Origin of the sequence: Mariniphaga sediminis (genome assembly GCF_003573545.1) — a bacterium.
Taxonomy (GTDB): Bacteria; Bacteroidota; Bacteroidia; order Bacteroidales; family Prolixibacteraceae; genus Mariniphaga; species Mariniphaga sediminis.
Map to the genome: position 1 here is coordinate 284560 of NZ_QWET01000004.1, position 16222 is coordinate 300781.

Here is a 16222-nt window from a genome sequence, read left to right on the forward strand (position 1 = left end):
GTAGCAGTTTATAAAACGATGGGGAAAATTGTTTGAGTAAGAACAAGCATCATTCAATATTAGTCTGAAAAAAATTTCCCAAAGTAAAGAATGGGAAAAAGATTCAGGGCAACACAGTATGGAACCATGAATCAGACTCTGACAAAAAAATTAAACGAATAATAAGGGAATGAACCAGGGAATTTTTCTTATTATCGTTTATCCAAAAAAAACGAATTATGAACAACCTCACTCCGGAATTAACCATTGCACTTGAAGCGGCCCGCGCGGGCGCTGAAGTTATCCGCCAAAAATTTGGCGATTCGTCAAATGCCCGAATAAAGGGGGAAGCCCAGGGTTTGGTGACCGATACTGATTTGGCTGCCGAAAGGGCTATTTTTGAGGTATTAAAAAGAAATTCATCTTACAATATCCTAAGTGAGGAGAGTGGTTGGCTTAGAAAAGAACCCGGAAGAAAATGGGTAGTCGACCCGCTGGACGGAACCACCAACTTTGCCCGAAATATTTCGCTTTTTGCCGTATCTATCGGCTTAATGGAAAACAATGATTTTCTTGCGGGGGTTATTGTCGATCCCATTTCACAAAACGAGTACTATGCCACCAAAGGAGGTGGGGCTTTTTGTAATGGTCAAAAAATATCGCTGCCTGTTTTACCCGCTGATTTTAAACCGGGTATTTTTCTTAATCATGGATATGGAGAACCCGACAGAACCAAGTTCAGAGAGTTAGTTAACCGGCTTGCCATCTCTCACGACATATTGAAACTTGGCACTACTGCCCTTGAGTTGTGTTATGTGGCATCCGGCTCATCCGATGGTTTTATTTGTTCGGGAGATTCCCTTTGGGATTTTGCAGCAGGCGTTGTGATTGCAACAGAATCAGGTTGCAAATTCACCGACTGGCAGGGGAACCCGTGGAACGGTGATAATAGTTTCCTGATTGTTGCCCGGCCTGAAATACACGACACATTAGTAGAAAGAATCCGGGATTTACAATATTAAATGGGAATAAAATTCTTACTACCATTCGAAATTTTAACTAAAAGATAACGGCCTTTCCGGGGTTTCGTAAGAAACCAAATTTCGCTCCCTCCTGAAACAGAGATTGGAACAAATTATCCTGTTTTGAATCTCTGTCAAACTCCTTTTTATCTGATAAACCTCATCATTTATTCTGCTTTCGATTTGTTTTTTTGTCCCCGTTTTAACTGAAAATCATTTATTTTGCAGAACTTATCGGAAAAACAGAATATGAACAAGAAACAGGCAAGTGCTTTAAAGGATTACATCTTTATCACCTTTGGGCTGTTACTGTTTGCATTAGGGTGGTTAGTATTTCTCATTCCTTCCGAAATTACGGGTGGAGGGATTAGCGGTGTGGGCGCCGTCCTTTATTTTGCGGCCAAAATTCCGGTCAGTGCAACTTACCTTTCCATCAACGTGATTTTGGTACTGATTGCAATTAAAATTCTGGGCGCCAACTTCGGTGTAAAAACCATTTACAGTATCCTGACACTGTCTCTGTTTTTTGCACTGTTCCAGGGACTTGTTAAAGAGCCCATTGTTGACGACATGTTTCTTTCGGCGGTATTGGGTGGCATGGCCTGCGGAATCGGGCTTGGAGTGGTTTTTTCGCAGGGCGGCAGCACGGGTGGGACCGACATTTTTGCCATGATTGTAAATAAATACCGCAACATTAGCCCGGGACGGATTATTCTTTATTGTGATGCCATTATTATAGCTTCGTCGTATTTTGTATTTCAGTCTCCGGAAAAACTGGTTTACGGATATGTTTCCATGTGGGTGGTATCCTATTCACTTGATTCGTTCTTGAGCGGCGCGAACCGTTCCGCACAAATGTTTATTGTGTCAAAAAAATACGAAAAAATTGCAGATTTTATCAATAATGAGGCCATAAGAGGCGTTACTATATTGGACGGAACAGGCTGGTACACCCGCGAAAATTCCAAAATAATTATGTCGGTTGTGCGCAAAAAAGAAACCAGTCTGATATTCAGAAAAATAAAAGAGATAGACCCGGAAGCGTTTATAACTATGGCAAGTGTGATGGGCGTTTACGGGAAAGGATTTGATAAAATAAAACTATAAACAGAAATCTTGATGGGTAGAAATATTCGCCTAATATTATCAGTTATTGTGTTACTAACTTTTGCAGGATGGTCTTTTTCGTGCCGGCAAACGAAAAAAAATAAAAAAACGACACAAATTGAATTGGATACAATTACGCCGTTACCGCCACCTGTATTAAAATATGGCCTCCCGGTAGATTCGTTTATTTTGGAAGACGGCACAATACGCCCCAACCAGCACCTGAGCCATATCCTTGGAAGTTATGGGGTGAATATGGGAACGATCGACCGCATTGCAAAGCAATCAAAAAATGTTTTCGACGTACGGAAAATAAAGGGCGGAAACAGCTACACTATTTTTCAAACATCCGACTCACTGGCTGAGGCCCGTTATTTTGTATATGAAAACTCAGCTACAGATTACTACGTCTTCGAGTTATTCGATTCACTACGTGTTTACCGGGGAGAGAAGGAAATCGAAACCCGGCTTCGTACTGCCCACGGAGAAATTGAATCTTCCCTTTGGAACGCCATGGCTGACAACGGGATAGACCCTATGATGGCGCTACGATTGAATGATATTTATGCCTGGAGTATTGATTTTTTTGCCATCCAAAAAGGCGATCGTTTCCGGGTAATCTATGATGAATTATTTGTGGACTCCGTATCTATTGGTATTGGTGAAATTTATGCGGCACAGTTTGATCATTATGGCGATGAAAATTATGCGTTTCGTTTCTACCAGGACGAACGGTATGATTATTTCGACGATGAAGGTCAAAGTCTTCGGAAAGCATTCCTGAAAGCGCCGCTTGATTTTTTTCGGATCAGTTCCCGGTTCTCCCACAGCCGGATGCACCCGGTGTTACGTATCCGCCGTCCGCACCATGGGGTAGATTATGCTGCCCCCAAAGGTACCCCGGTTAAAAGTATTGGCGACGGAACCGTTATTACCCGTGCCTATCAAAGAGGTGGTGGCGGGAACTACCTCAAAATAAAGCATAACTCGGTTTACACCACCGTTTACATGCACCTTTCAGGATTTGCAAAAGGAGTCGTTCAGGGGGCCCGGGTAAAACAGGGACAGGTGATTGGTTTTGTCGGGTCAACCGGCTTATCTACCGGCCCTCACCTCGATTTTCGCGTATATAAAAATGGGTCGCCAGTCGATCCGCTTAGAGTGGAAGCACCACCCGTTGAGCCGGTAGACAAAGAAAAAATGCCGGAATACATTGCATTGAAAGATTCGCTGATGACCGAATTGCAAAAAATTGACTGGGAACCCGGTGTGTTGGCCGGAACCAATCAGACCGGGGGCAGTGCATCATCAATACAGTAACCCCATACTTTGTGAACAAACATTCAATTTATTCACTTCGCCCTTAAAAACCGCTACACTTTATTTGACTCATTTTAATATGAGGGCTGGCACAATACAATCCAGTTTACTCTGTTATTTATCTGTATAGTAAAAATAATACGATTAACAGGAAATCAGTATCTTTATTCACAAATTTCCTTTAATACAGATATTTTTTATGCGTCAGTCAATCCACAGAATATACATCTCCTTTTATGTTCTAATTATACTCGGTACTTTGGGGGGATTGATACTTTATGGCGCGAACTATTACTCTACACAAATTGATGAAAGGTACTTTCATGAACAACACGAACTACTAAAACCGACAGGGTTAATCGGGCATGGGCTTGGGATTCTCGGTTCCTTTTTTATACTATTTGGGGTTTTCAGTTATATGGTCAGGAAAAGAATTCGCCGTTTTTCAAAAGTAGGATTACTAAAATACTGGCTCGAATTTCATATTTTCCTTTGCACATTAGGACCGGTACTGATTTTATTTCACACCTCCTTTAAATTTGGCGGGTTGGTTGCTGCCAGTTTCTGGAGCATGGCCGCCGTAGTGGCCAGCGGCGTCATTGGGCGTTTTATCTATTTGCAAATACCCCGTTCCATTGGAGGGCGCGAATTAAGCCGGGAAGAATTAAACACATTAAAAACGGGTTTATTGGCTGACCTGACAAACAAATATAACCTGGATGTGGAAATGGTAGCTTTTTTAAGCGATGCACTGACGCAAAAAACCATTTACCCGGAAAGGAATCCAATCATTAGGCTCTACCAACGCTTGAGGTCAGAAAAACGATTGCTAAAAGAGATGAAAGTGAAGCTAAAAGCACATAAGATCCCATCATCGGATTTTAAAGGGGTCAACAAAACCATAAAACGGGAAATTGTTCTGACCCGAAAAATCGATTGGTTGTGGTTTATGCAACGCATATTCCGTTACTGGCATGTGGCACATTTACCATTCGCATTCGTTATGCTGGCCATAATGGTTGTTCATATCATTGTAGCCATACTTTTTGGGTATAACTGGATATTCTGATGACAGTCCTAACAGAAAAAATAATCATATACGGAGCGGCAGGAATTCTCCTGATCGCTGTCATCTATCTTTACATAAGGAAGCTACGTAGAGAATCTAAAATTGTAGACGATAAAATAAGGCTGGCAAAAGAGGAAGGATTGTACGAACCGGTTTCCCTTCACCCGGTTATCAATCCCAATTCCTGTATTCAAAGCGGAGCTTGCATAAAAGCTTGTCCCGAAGAGGATATAATTGGCATTAAAAACGGAAGGGCGATGGTTATTAATGCCAGCCGCTGTGTTGGACACGGGGCTTGTTTTCATGCCTGCCCTACCCAGGCAATTACCCTGTGCATAGGCACTGAAAAACGCGGCGTTGATCTTCCACATGTCAACCCGTATTTTGAATCGAATGTGAAAGGAATTTTTATTGCGGGAGAAATGGGAGGAATGGGCCTAATCAAAAATGCTGTTGAACAGGGTCGTCAGGCTGTGGACAATATTATTCGTTCCCTGAAAATCAGAGAAAGGAATGTCTATGATCTGATTATTATTGGAGCCGGTCCGGCAGGGATATCAGCTACCCTCGAAGCAAAAAAGCATAAACTAAACACCATAACACTTGAACAAGATTCGCTCGGAGGAACCGTCTTTTCTTTTCCCCGTACCAAAATTGTAATGACCTCCCCCATGGATTTACCGCTTCACGGGAAGGTAAAATTATTTGAAACCAATAAAACCACCTTGCTGAAACTCTGGACTTCGGTACTCAGCAAGAATGAGATTGAAATTCTGGAATATAAAAAAGCAGAAAAAATTATTCGTCAAAACGGAGGGTTTATTGTCAATACGGCTGATGGGAGCCAGTATACTACGCAACGTGTTTTGCTGACTATTGGAAGAAGGGGCTCTCCTCGAAAACTGAATATTCCGGGAGAAGAGCTTCCAAAAGTTTTTTATCGGTTGTTGGAACCTGAGTTCATCCACCATAAAAAAATTGTAGTGATTGGTGGCGGAGATTCGGCAGTCGAATCTGCTTTGCTTTTAGCGGAACAAAATGAGGTAACTTTATCCTACCGGAAAGATACCTTTTCGAGATTAAAACTTAAAAACAACCAGAAAATAAAAGAAGCCATGGCTTCCGGCAAACTGGAAGTTCTGTTCAACTCAAATTTGATGGCCATTGAAGAAAACAGGGTGACCATAAAAACAGACGGGGAAGAACAACCCATTCAGTTGGTAAATGACCTGGTTTACATCTTTGCCGGAGGGGAATTACCTACGGAATTTCTGAAAAACGCAGGGATTGAAATTACCCGTAAATTTGGAGAAGCAATTTTAAAACACTAAAAATATCAATACAAACTAATTTATCCGGATGCATATAAAACTTAAAACCGGATTTTGGGTTTTTACCTTATTGTTTTTGGGAAACCGGGCTCTTGCACAGCTTTCTCCGGGAGAGTTGTCTCATGCCCACGCCCATCTGGAGGGACTGGCCAATTGTACCCAATGCCACATTCTGGGTGAAAAGGAAACAACATCAAAATGCCTGGCATGCCACAAAGAAATACAGTCTTTAGTACTTCAAAATAAAGGGTATCATGCATCTGCCGAAGTAAAAGGGAAGGAATGCGCACAGTGTCACGGGGAACATTTCGGCCGAAAGTTTAAGGTGATTCGGTTCGATGAAAATTCGTTCGATCATAATCTTACCGGATACAAATTAGAAGGCAGACACAGCAAAATAGAATGTGCCGACTGCCATAACGGCGAACTTATCCAAAAAAGCATTTCGCAGAAAAAAGACAATACCTTCCTGGGACTGGGAACCGAATGCCTGAGTTGTCACGATGACTATCACCAGAACACCCTTTCTGCCAATTGCCTTTCGTGCCACAACCAGGATACCTTTCTTCCGGCAACCGGATTCGATCATCAGAAAACCGGATTCCCATTAATTGGCAAACATAAATTGGTGGATTGCGCAAAATGCCACGCTGTTGAACAAGTAAACGGGAAGGAATTCCAGCGGTTTGCAGGTGTGGATTTTTCCAATTGTACCAGTTGTCACCAGGACGTGCACCGGAACAAATTCGGGAACGATTGCCGGAAATGCCACAACGAATTTTCATTTCATGAGATAAAAAGCCTGAGCGCCTTCAACCACAACCGGACAGATTTTCCGCTACGCGGGATGCACCAGGCCGTCAATTGTAAATCATGCCACTCGGGAAGCTACACACAGCCGGTAGCACACAACCACTGTTCAGACTGCCACAGCGATTACCATGAGAACCAATTCCAAAAAAACGGTGCTTCACCCGACTGTGCCGTGTGCCACTCGGTAAATGGTTTCTCCCCTTCTTCCTTCGGGATTGAAAGACACAACCAATCGGAATTTGCACTGGAAGGCGCGCATCTGGCAACTCCTTGTTTTGCCTGTCATTTTCAAGAAGAAAAATGGAATTTTGCCAATCCGGCAACTGACTGTATTGATTGCCATGAAAACATTCATAAGAATGTATTAAATGAAAAATATATTCCAAATAACAATTGCAAAAATTGCCATTCGACTTTCTCCTGGGATAAAATTTCATTTGACCATAGTGTAACTAATTTTCAGCTTTTGGGTAAACATGCTCAGGTTACCTGCCGTGACTGTCATTTCAGGGAAACCAGCGGAATGATAAACCAAAAGTTTGCACACCTTGCTGAAAGCTGCGAAAATTGTCATGAAGATGTACATTTCAATCAATTTGAAGTGCAGAAAAAGAATGAATGCCAACGGTGCCATGCATTTAATGACTGGCTACCGGAAAAATTTAATCATGACGATACTCAATTTAAACTTGACGGGAAACATGCAGGACTGGCATGCAAACAATGCCACAAAACAACAGGCGATTTACCCCGGAATTTCATCGTTTACAAATTTGAAGATATATCATGCGCAAGTTGCCACTAGCTACCGGATTCTTAATGCTTGTTGGAGCAGGGCTGTTCCAAACTATTAACGCAGGATTATTTCAGCAAAACCCACACGGCGATGCTCTGAAAATCGACTGTGCCAAATGCCACTCTACTGAAGGATGGACTTTTTCTGCATCAGCGGCAGTTTTCAGTCACGATTCCACCCGGTTCAAACTGGAAGGTCAGCATGCTTATACCGATTGTAAGGCATGCCACACCTCACTGGTTTTTTCCAAAACCACAACCAACTGCGTGGATTGCCACACCGATATGCATAACAATACGGTTGGTTTTGATTGCGCCCGGTGCCACGACTCCAAATCATGGTTGGTACAAAACATATCTGAAATTCACCAAATGAGCCGTTTCCCGTTACTGGGAGCCCATAATACTGCGGATTGTGCATCGTGCCACACATCTGTTTCCTTTCTTGAATTTCAACCTTTGGGAGTTGAATGTATTGACTGCCACCGAAAGGAATACCTGGCAACCACCACTCCGAATCATATTCAGTCCGAATTTTCCACCGATTGTATAGAATGTCACAAAATAGATGCTTTTACATGGACAACAGAGGGATTAAACCACGACTTTTTCCCTTTAACCAAAGGGCATGAAACAAGCAACTGTGCAGCCTGTCACACCTCAGGGTTACAAGAGCCTTTATCCACAGATTGCTACAGTTGTCATCAACAAAACTTTGCTACAGCCATTAATCCGTCTCACCAGCAGGAGGGATTTACCACAAACTGCATCGATTGTCATACTACTGACCCGGGCTGGCAGCCTGCAAAATTCGAAACTCACGATGCCTTTTACTTCCCAATCTACTCAGGCGAACACCGAGGTGAATGGGAAAGCTGCACCGATTGCCACACCCAGCCAGAAAATTATTTAGTTTTTAGTTGTATTAATTGCCACGCACACAATCAAAATGAAATGGATAATGAACATCAGGGAATCAGCGGATATTCCTACAATAGTTTATCCTGCTTTGCCTGTCATCCCACTGGCAACAAAGAAGGCGCTTTCAACCATGGTGCTACAGAATTTCCGCTAACCGGCGCCCACCTGACTACTGAATGTGCCGACTGCCATACCACTGGTTACGCAGGCACTTCCATGTTGTGTGGTTCATGTCATACAAACAATTTCAATGAAAGTACAAATCCGAATCATCAATCGCTGGCAATTCCTACAAACTGCGAAGATTGTCACACCACCAATCCCGGATGGGAACCGGCTTTGTTTCCCATTCATGGAGATTTTTATGCATTAAATGACGCGCATGCATCCGTTGCAAACAATTGTTTCCTGTGTCATGAAGGAAATTACGCCAATACGCCAAACAGTTGCTACGGGTGTCATTCAACAGATTACAACAATACCACAAACCCGGCACATGCACCTGCACAGTTTCCTACAGACTGCATATCTTGTCATAATGAAGCTGCCTGGTCTCCGTCAACCTTTAACCACGACGGGCAGTTCTTCCCTATCTACAGTGGAAGGCATCAGGGCGAATGGAATACATGTGTCGACTGCCACACCGAACCTACCAATTATTCCGTATTCTCCTGTATTATTTGTCACGAACACAACCAACCGGAAACAGATAGCAGGCATACAGATGTATCCGGATATGTTTATTCAAACACCAGTTGCTACACATGTCACCCAACCGGAATTGCAGAGGATGATTAGAAAAAAAACATACAGGATCCCGGCTCTTTTTTTCACTTCTATTTTGAGTGCTGCGTTGCAGATTTCCGCACAAAATCTTCCAGGCACGTCTCAAGGAAACATCTCATACATCACCAGCCAGAATATTTATGTGAAATTTGAATCTACTGAAGCGATTGAAAATGGGGACACACTTTTTATTTTACAAAATGAGGTTTTGGTTCCTGCCCTTGTGGTCCAGCACCATTCTTCCATCTCTTGCCTCTGTATGCCCCTCGAAAACCATACATTTCAAATTGCTGATATAATTTTCGTTAAAAAGAAAAGAACAAAAAAAAATAGTTTGCAGGAAACGCCCCCGGAAAGTGTTCCTGAAAAAGACATAAGCGAACACGTCCTGACTTCGCAGGAAAAAGAGAGGGAGGAGAACTTCAGCGGAAGGCTTTCCTTCTCATCTTATTCCAATTTTGCAAATACATCTTCTGCTGACGCGCACCGGTTCCGTTATACTTTCTCCTCAAAAGCCGATAATATCTCAAATTCGAACCTTTCCGCTGAAACTTACATTTCTTTCACACATAAGCAGGGCCAGTGGAATTTGGTAAGGGAAAATCTCAACAATGCCCTGAAAATATATAACCTGGCTCTAAAATACGAATGGAACAAATCGGCCACACTTTGGGCCGGGCGGAAAATCAACCCTGTCATTGCCAACGTAGGCGCAATCGACGGATTACAGTTCGAATATAATTTCGGTAAAATATTTACAGGTATTGTGGCAGGTTCGCGACCCGATTTCGAAGATTACGGGTATAATTTCAACTTGTTCGAATACGGTGGCTATTTCGGACAGAAACTGAAAGTAAAAAATGGTTTTGTACAAACATCGCTGGCTGTATTCGAACAAAGAAACAACGCTCAGGTCGATCGGCGATTTGCTTATTTTCAGCATACAAATTCAGCTGTCAAAAACTTACATCTTTTTTCTTCCATTGAATTGGACTTATATAAACTGGAAAACAACCAACCCAAAAACACACTGAACCTTATCAGTTTATATTTTTCTGTAAGCTACCGGATTTCCAGACGGATATCGCTATCTGGTTTATATGACAACCGCAAAAACGTCATTTACTACGAAACATTCCGAAACTACGCTGACGAAGTATTGCAACAAGCCAGCCGGCAGGGAATCCGTTTTCGAGTAAATTACCGCCCGGTGAATTACCTCACATTTGGTATAAATGCAGGAACACGCTTCAAAAAAGAAGATCCACGGCCGACAAAAACATTAAATGGGTACGGTTCCTGTACCCGGATTCCAGGCATAAATACCTCGGTTAGCATATCTGGCTCACTCATGCAAACCGGTTACCTCGATGGCCATATTTACGGGGTGCGCTTCACGAAGGACATTATCCCGGGAAAAATATTTTCCATGTTGCACTACCGGCACGCCGAATTTAAATATTCAAAATCAAGCCTGAAACAAAACATTGCGGAAATAGACTTTTCTTACCGTCTCAACAAAAAGTGGTATTGGTCTGTTAACTTTGAAATTACTGAATCAAAAAATGATTTTTATAATCGATTGTATTTTAGTACAAAATACAATTTCTGATAAAAAAGAAGCCAGGTTGGGCAAAAGAGTATATTACATTTTGAATGATATAATTAATTAAAAAAATGAGAATCTTCTTAATATTGATTTTAGCGTTAGGGGTGGCCTCGTGCGTAAGAAATAAAAACGGGCAATCAGTTCAGGGAACAGAAACTACAAATGAAAAAGTTTTTGAGGTCGCGGAAGTGATTCAGGCAAGTAGTTACACCTATCTGAAAGTAAAGGAAAATTCAGATGAAAAATGGATGGCTGTTACCAAACAGGACATCCGGGTTGGTGATGTGTATTATTATGAAGGAGCATTACAAATGACCAATTTTCATAGTAAGGATTTAGACAGAACATTTGAAGAAGTCTATTTCATAAGCCAAATCAGCAAAAAGCCTTCGATGATGGACAAGCTGGAAAACATGGGCGGACCGGCTGAGCCGAAACACTCCGGTAAAATTGAGACAAAACAGAAGAGCACCATCAAGCTAGAAAAAAGCAACAGTGAAATGACCATTGCAGAGGTATTTGCCAACCGCGATAAATACAGTGGCAAAGGAATTGAAATCAGAGGGGTGGTGGTGAAGGTAAACAAGGAAATAATGGGCCGAAACTGGATCCATATTCAGGACGGAACCAGCAGCGATGGCAAATTCGACTTAACCATTACCTCGCAGGATTTGGCCCAGGTAAACGACGAAGTAACTTTTAAGGGTGTAATCACGCTTGAAAAAGACTTTGGGGCCGGTTACTTTTACGATGTAATAATGGAAGACGCTTCACTTACAAACAAGGTAGAAGCTGGCGCAACCATGTAACCCAAAAGCTTTCTTCCGGCCCTTTTCAACCATTACACTCTTTCATCCAGTGTAATATAATTTTGTTGAGGAAATACATTTTTATAGGCAGGACGGATAATCCTCCCGGAGCCAAACGTAAGCTCTTCCAGGCGGTGTGCACACCATCCTGCAATTCGTGACATGGCAAATAACGGGGTGTACAAAGGTTCCTTAATGCCGATACAATTATATACGAAACCCGAATAGAAATCGACATTGGCACATACCCGTTTGGCCACTTTGTCTCCTTTATATTCATAGAATATCTGAGGGGCCAGGTTTTCAATCATCTCGTAGAGTTCATATTCTTCGAGACGGCCTTTTTCCCTGGCCAGTTCGCGGGCTTGGTTTTTCAGCAACTTTGCCCGGGGATCGGAGATGGTGTAAACCGCATGGCCAATCCCGTATATCTTTCCGGAAAAATCGTTGGCCTGCCGGTTTAGTATTTTTTTCAGGTAATCGGAAACTTCACCCTTGTTATCCCATTGTTTTACATTCTTCTTAATATTGTCCATCATACAAAGGACTTCGTGGTTTGCGCCGCCGTGCAAAGGCCCCTTTAGCGAGCCAAGTGCCGAAGCCACCGCCGAATAGGTATCAGTCAAAGTTGAACTGGTTACCCTGATCGTAAATGTTGAGTTGTTACCTCCGCCATGTTCTGCATGAAGAATCAGTGCAAGGTCAAGAATATCAGCTTCCAGCCGGGAATATTTACCTGCCCCTTTCATCATCATCAGAAAGTTCTCAGCAGTGCTCAACTCCGGATCGGGATGCCGGATTGACAGCGTTCTTTTCTGATAATAATGACGCATGGAATGATAGGAATATGCAATGATGGTCGGGAATTTGGCAATCAAATTCAACGACTGGTCAATCAGATTCTCGGTTGAAATGTCTTCTGCATTATCATCAAGAGTATATAAGGCAAGAACAGTTCTTGCCAAAACATTCATAATGTTTTGCCCTTTGTTGGCCAAAATCATACTGTTGGTAAAATCATCGGGAAGTTTGCGCAATTCCCCCATGTACTTCACGAACTCACTGAGCTCTGTTGCCGTAGGTAATTTCCCGGAAAGTAACAGGTAAACCACTTCGTCAAACCCATGACGCTTCTGCTCTGCGGCACCATGTACCAATTCCTCCACATCTATCCCGCGGTAGATCAATTTTCCGCCAGTAGGAACCAGAATGTCTCCCTCGCGCTGGTACCCGACCACATCACCAATATTGGTAAGGCCTACTAAAACTCCCGAATGGTCCGCATTGCGAAGCCCACGTTTCACATTAAATTTTTCAAAAAGAGAAGGTTCTATTTTTGAAACGTTTTCCACTGACCCGGATAAATATTTTACAACGGAAGAAATCTCTGACTTGCTCATAATAATCTCTGATAGTTATTCGATCCAAATTTACTTCAGGAACAAATTGAACGGACTGGAAGCAATAAAAATCAGATGCATTGGAATGAAGATTTAATATTCATGATAAAAATCATGACAGTGCCAGTTGGAAGTAAATGATTAAATCACTCGTAAAGCAGGGTCAAATCACTGTTCAACCTGATAAGCTGGATTTGAAACGGGAAATTGAGCCCCTGATTCCAAAAGCTTGTTATCAAGTACCTTTTTGAGTTCCCTTGTTTTTTGGGGAAGTTTTGCTGACAAATCTGTTGTTTCTCCCGGATCAGCAGCCAGGTTAAATAATTCCATACGGCTGTCCTCGTAATAAACTACCAGCTTCCAGTCTCCTTCTCGTAATGCGGAACCCGGTTTCCAGGCGCTGCCGTGGTAATGTGGAAAATGCCAGAAAAGTACATCGCGCCCGATATTTCCATTTTGGGTCAGAACTGGCAGTAGACTTTCTCCATCATATTTTTCATGTTCAATACCTGCAAGATCTAAAATCGTTGTATAAAAATCCATGCTGATAACGGGTTGCTCTGCAACCTTGCCGTTTTCCTCAATATCCGGCCCGGCAATAATCAACGGCACCCGGATTCCTCCCTCGTAACACCAGCCTTTCCCGGCGCGCAACGGACCATTGCTGGTTGGGGCATTTTCCCTTGTAAGCGTGGAAAGTCCGCCATTGTCGCTGGTAAAAATGACCCATGTATTTTTATCCAGCTCCTGATTTCTGAGGGCTTCCATAACTCTCCCCACGTTTTCATCCATCGCTGCCACCATGGAAGCAAAATCGGCATTCTCCTGCACCAGCTTCGTCCAACCATCGCCTTCTTTTTTATGCAGAACCGAATCAAGCGCCAAATTTTCCCTTTTTAGCCGGTATTTGCCGATGTGTTTTTTTGATGCCTGAATCGGAGTGTGCACGGTATAAAATGCAAGGTACAGCAAAAACGGATGGCCGTTGCTTTCCCGGATAAACCGGATACTTTCATTCGTCAGCCGGTCGGTTAGGTATTCACCTTCGGGCCCGTCTTCCAGCTTCGGATTTTTGTAGGGTGAGTAGTATCCTCCAGGTGGGCTGCCCCGGTGGTGACCGCCAATATTGATATCAAACCCCTGATCTTCCGGAAAGAAACCTTCATCGCCTAAATGCCATTTCCCAATGAAGCAGGTTTTATACCCGGCTTCTTTGAGCTTTTCAGCCAGGGTAACCTCCTCCAAAGCCAGTTCATTCTTATCCTGCGGGCCCAACAAAAGACGGTTTTTAGGATCGAGCCCGGGAATCCAGTCGGTAATATTCACCCGGTTCGGATGTTTTCCTGTCATTAGCGCCGCACGGGTAGGACTGCATACCGGATTTGCTGCGTAAGCCTGGGTAAACCTTACCCCGTTTTCAGCAAGCCGGTCGATGTTCGGTGTGTCATAAAAACTTTCCGGGTAGTTACATTTTACATCGGCCCAGCCCAAATCATCCACCAGAATAAAAACAAAGTTGGGCGGCTGCTTTTCCCGGGAGCAGGAAAACCAAAGGATTGGGATAAAGATGAAAACCAACAGTTTAGTTCCGGACATCTATAATATTTGACTGTTTCGTCAGATTTAATTCGTATTATTCAGCGAGCGACCCAGAGTTGCCCGCTGAATAATTGCTTCATGTTATATTCATTTGATGTACGATTGAACTCTAAAAACGTTGGCCTAGTACTGACATTTAATCAACTGAAAGAGCGAAACGAATTTAAAAGTTCAACTCAAATGACAATTAGTACATTATTTACTCATCTCCGCAAAATACTTGTAAAACAGCGGAATCGTTTTTATTCCGTTGAAAAACTGCTCCAGCGGATAATTCTCGTTGGGTGAGTGAATGGCATCCGACTCGAGGCCAAATCCCATCAAAACCGTTTTTATTCCCAACACCTCTTCGAACGTTGAAATAATAGGGATACTGCCTCCCGAACGCACTGGAACCGGACGTTTACCATACACATCGGAGTATGCTTTTTCTGCTGCCTGGTAGGCAGGAATGTCGATAGGACACACATATCCCTGGCCGCCATGCAACGGAGTTACCTCCACTTTAACAGATGCAGGCGCGATATTCTCAAAATAATTTTTGAACAATTCAGAAATTATTTGGTAGTCCTGATTGGGAACCAGCCGGGTGGATATTTTGGCAAAAGCTTTCGACGGCAAAACGGTTTTGGCACCTTCGCCGGTATAGCCTCCCCATATTCCGCACACATCAAACGAAGGACGGATGCCGGTACGTTCGGTGGTTGTAAATCCTTCCTCACCGGCCAACTCATCCACATCAATCGCCTTCTTATAAGCTTCCTTGCTAAATGGCGCCCGCCCCAACAGTTCACGTTCTTCAGAAGACACCGTCAACACATCGTCGTAAAACCCGGGGATGGTTACTTTTCCTTTTTCATCCACCATTTGATCGATCATGGAACAAAGTACATTTATCGGATTGGCCACTGCACCCCCAAACAAACCGGAATGCAAATCGCGGTTGGGACCGGTAACCTCCACCTGCCAGTAGGCCAGTCCACGCAAACCGGTGGTAATAGACGGCGTGTCGGCAGAAATCATAGCTGTGTCGGAAACCAGAATCACATCGGCCTGCAACATCTCCTTGTGGTTTTCGCACCACTTGCCAAGGTTGGGCGACCCAATCTCTTCCTCTCCTTCAATCATAAACTTCACATTGCAGGGAAGCGTACCGGTTTTTACCATCATTTCAAATGCTTTGGCATGCATCATGCCCTGCCCTTTATCATCGTCGGCACCGCGACCCCAGATTTTTCCTTCACGAACCTGCGGTTCAAACGGGTCGGTATCCCACTTTTCAATGGGATCAACTGGCATTACATCCATGTGGGAATAAACCAAAACAGTTGGTAAGTCCGGGTTAATAATTTTTTCAGCATAAGTAACCGGGTTCCCTTCGGTCTCAAAAACTTCAGCTTTATCCACTCCTGACTCCAGCAAAAGCTCTTTCCAATATTTGGCAGCTTTATACATATCAGGTTTATGTTCTTTAATGGAACTGATTGATTGAATACGCATCAGTCCGAACAATTCATCCAAAAACCGGTCTTTGTTTGCTTCAATGTAATTATTGATGGTTTCCATAATTTATTTTTTTTGAAAATTTCAGTAAAAAATATAATTCGGAAAAAATACAGTTTTCTCTTTGAATAAGAAAAGCAAAATGTCATAAAAAAAGGG

12 protein-coding genes are annotated in these 16222 nt (G+C 43.0%); 9 read left to right on the forward strand and 3 right to left on the reverse strand.

The window, feature by feature from the left end; translation table 11 throughout:
* Nucleotides 1-218 precede the first annotated feature (218 nt).
* The 9 genes from D1164_RS07250 to D1164_RS07290 all read left to right on the forward strand — a co-directional run bounded on the left by D1164_RS07250 (nucleotide 219) and on the right by D1164_RS07290 (nucleotide 11561).
* The gene (locus D1164_RS07250) at nucleotides 219-1001 is read left to right on the forward strand and encodes an inositol monophosphatase family protein (protein WP_119349285.1); all 783 of its coding nucleotides are present in this window, start codon (nucleotides 219-221) and stop codon (nucleotides 999-1001) included.
* Nucleotides 1002-1250: 249 nt separating this feature from the next.
* Entirely contained in the window at nucleotides 1251-2108 is an 858-nt protein-coding gene (locus tag D1164_RS07255) for a YitT family protein (RefSeq protein WP_119349286.1), read from the forward strand.
* A gap of 12 nt (nucleotides 2109-2120) precedes the next feature.
* The gene (locus tag D1164_RS07260; protein WP_119349287.1) at nucleotides 2121-3428 is read left to right on the forward strand and encodes a M23 family metallopeptidase; all 1308 of its coding nucleotides are present in this window, start codon (nucleotides 2121-2123) and stop codon (nucleotides 3426-3428) included.
* Nucleotides 3429-3627: 199 nt separating this feature from the next.
* Nucleotides 3628-4497 (forward strand): hypothetical protein, encoded by an 870-nt coding sequence (locus tag D1164_RS07265; protein WP_119349288.1) that lies wholly within the window; start codon nucleotides 3628-3630, stop codon nucleotides 4495-4497.
* Nucleotides 4497-5828, forward strand: a complete 1332-nt coding sequence (locus D1164_RS07270; protein WP_119349289.1) for an NAD(P)-binding domain-containing protein — start codon at nucleotides 4497-4499, stop codon at nucleotides 5826-5828. The genes D1164_RS07265 and D1164_RS07270 overlap by 1 nt, the downstream gene beginning before the upstream one ends.
* 28 nt (nucleotides 5829-5856) lie before the next feature.
* Nucleotides 5857-7446, forward strand: coding sequence for a cytochrome C (locus tag D1164_RS07275; protein WP_119349290.1), 1590 nt, complete (start codon nucleotides 5857-5859; stop codon nucleotides 7444-7446).
* Nucleotides 7428-9155: a hypothetical protein gene (locus D1164_RS07280; protein ID WP_147372083.1), complete on the forward strand. Its 1728-nt coding sequence runs from the start codon at nucleotides 7428-7430 to the stop codon at nucleotides 9153-9155. Before D1164_RS07275 ends, D1164_RS07280 begins: the two co-directional genes overlap by 19 nt.
* Complete coding sequence (locus tag D1164_RS07285; RefSeq protein WP_119349292.1) at nucleotides 9148-10755, forward strand: TonB-dependent receptor; 1608 nt, start codon at nucleotides 9148-9150, stop codon at nucleotides 10753-10755. Before D1164_RS07280 ends, D1164_RS07285 begins: the two co-directional genes overlap by 8 nt.
* Before the next feature lie 65 nt (nucleotides 10756-10820).
* A complete protein-coding gene (locus D1164_RS07290) occupies nucleotides 10821-11561 on the forward strand; it encodes a hypothetical protein (RefSeq protein WP_119349293.1) in 741 nt (246 codons plus the stop codon).
* A gap of 32 nt (nucleotides 11562-11593) precedes the next feature.
* Here the strand turns inward: D1164_RS07290 and D1164_RS07295 are convergent, their stop codons facing one another.
* The 3 genes from D1164_RS07295 to D1164_RS07305 form a co-directional block, all read right to left on the reverse strand.
* Nucleotides 11594-12961: a citrate synthase gene (locus D1164_RS07295; RefSeq protein WP_119349294.1), complete on the reverse strand. Its 1368-nt coding sequence runs from the start codon at nucleotides 12959-12961 to the stop codon at nucleotides 11594-11596.
* A 168-nt stretch (nucleotides 12962-13129) separates the two neighbouring features.
* The gene (locus tag D1164_RS07300; protein ID WP_119349295.1) at nucleotides 13130-14557 is read right to left on the reverse strand and encodes a sulfatase; all 1428 of its coding nucleotides are present in this window, start codon (nucleotides 14555-14557) and stop codon (nucleotides 13130-13132) included.
* 198 nt (nucleotides 14558-14755) lie between these two features.
* Nucleotides 14756-16126: a dipeptidase gene (locus tag D1164_RS07305; protein WP_119349296.1), complete on the reverse strand. Its 1371-nt coding sequence runs from the start codon at nucleotides 16124-16126 to the stop codon at nucleotides 14756-14758.
* Between the last annotated feature and the right edge of the window lie 96 nt (nucleotides 16127-16222).